This is a genomic window from Methylophaga sp. UBA4204, assembly GCF_002379485.1.
Classification (GTDB): Bacteria; Pseudomonadota; Gammaproteobacteria; order Nitrosococcales; family Methylophagaceae; genus Methylophaga.
The window spans coordinates 1-1,422 of sequence record NZ_DFTU01000066.1; the positions used below are offsets into that span (position 1 = coordinate 1).

Here is a 1,422-nt window from a genome sequence, read left to right on the forward strand (position 1 = left end):
GTTTGATTGAGGAAATTTTCCGATTCTCATCAAACATAAATTGCGTTTCGGTCATTTCAAAATCAATTGCTCCACGTTTTTCGCGAGCTTTGAGCATGACATGAAACAGTTCATACATGGTTTCCAGCCCCGGAAGTACATGGGCGTATTGATTGCGTAATTCGCTATCATTTTCTTGCAGAATGCTGGCAACTTGCTCGTAAATCAGCCGTGCCTTGGAGTTCATTACTGCTTGATGAAATTTGTAGGATTCAATCTCACCGTCCTGATTAATGATCATTTCGCAGGCCATGCATAAACGGTCAACCTCAGGATTTAATGAACACAAGCCATTGGATAGTGCTTCAGGCAGCATTGGAATGACCTGACTTGGAAAGTACACTGAAGTGGCGCGTTCCTGGGCATCTTTATCGAGATTATCGTCAGGTTTCACGTAATAGGAAACGTCAGCAATAGCCACCCATAAACGCCAGTTACCAGAGTCCAGTTTTTCAGCATAAACTGCATCGTCAAAGTCACGCGCATCAGCACCGTCTATGGTGACCAGCGGTAATTCACGCAAGTCGAGGCGATCTTGAATAGCATCCTGAGGAATGGTTTCACCGAAACTTTCAGCCTGAGCCAGTGCTTTTGGAGACCAGACATGCGGCAATTCAAAACTGCGAAGTGCAATATCGATTTCCATACCTGGCGCCATATGATCGCCTAATACGGTAACGATTTTGCCCAAAGGCGAGCGATGTTTATTCGGATGTTCAGTAATTTCTGCTTCGACTATTTGTCCGTCTTTGGCGTCCATTAAGTCGGGAACAGGAATCATAATATCCTGGCTGATGCGACGATTATGCGGAATTAAATAATAAAGGCCGGCATCTTCCTGCAAGCGACCAACCACAGTTTGGTTGGCACGTTTGACTATTTCAACAATCGCGCCTTCTCTTCGGCCACGACGGTCGGTGCCGCTGATGCGGGCTAATGCACGATCACCATGCAAAACCACCCGCATTTCACGTTCGCTGAGAAATAAATCCTCACCGCCTTCGTCAGGAATTAAGAAGCCAAAGCCATCGGGATGCCCCATCACACGGCCACTGACCAGATTCATTTTAGAGACAATGCCGTAAGCATTTTTGCGATTACGCAGAATTTGTCCGTCACGCTCCATGGCGCGCAGACGGCGACGAAGTGCCTCGGTTTGTTCTTCCCCTTTGATGTCCAGAAGTTTGGAAAGATTTTTCCGGGATACAGGGGCTTTGTGTTGTTTTAGGAGCTCGAGAATAAATTCACGGCTAGGGATGGGATTATCGTATTTCTCGGCTTCACGACCCTCAAAAGGGTCAGTTATGTTTTGTTCAGTCATTGACAGTTTTTATCTCGATCTATATGATGCGCGTCTTCTTGCCCAGGTGGCGGAATTGGTAG

1 protein-coding gene and 1 tRNA gene (1 of these 2 only partly in view) are annotated in these 1,422 nt (G+C 46.6%); one reads left to right on the forward strand and one right to left on the reverse strand.

What is annotated here, in order from left to right; genetic code table 11:
• Positions 1–1,360, reverse strand: a 1,360-nt coding sequence (locus B3182_RS09510) for a ribonuclease R family protein (protein ID WP_292752569.1), incomplete at its 3' end; no start/stop codon positions are given.
• A gap of 40 nt (positions 1,361–1,400) precedes the next feature.
• Between B3182_RS09510 and B3182_RS09515 the strand changes: the two genes are divergently transcribed.
• Positions 1,401–1,422 (forward strand) — tRNA-Leu (locus B3182_RS09515) (it continues 181 nt past the right edge of the window).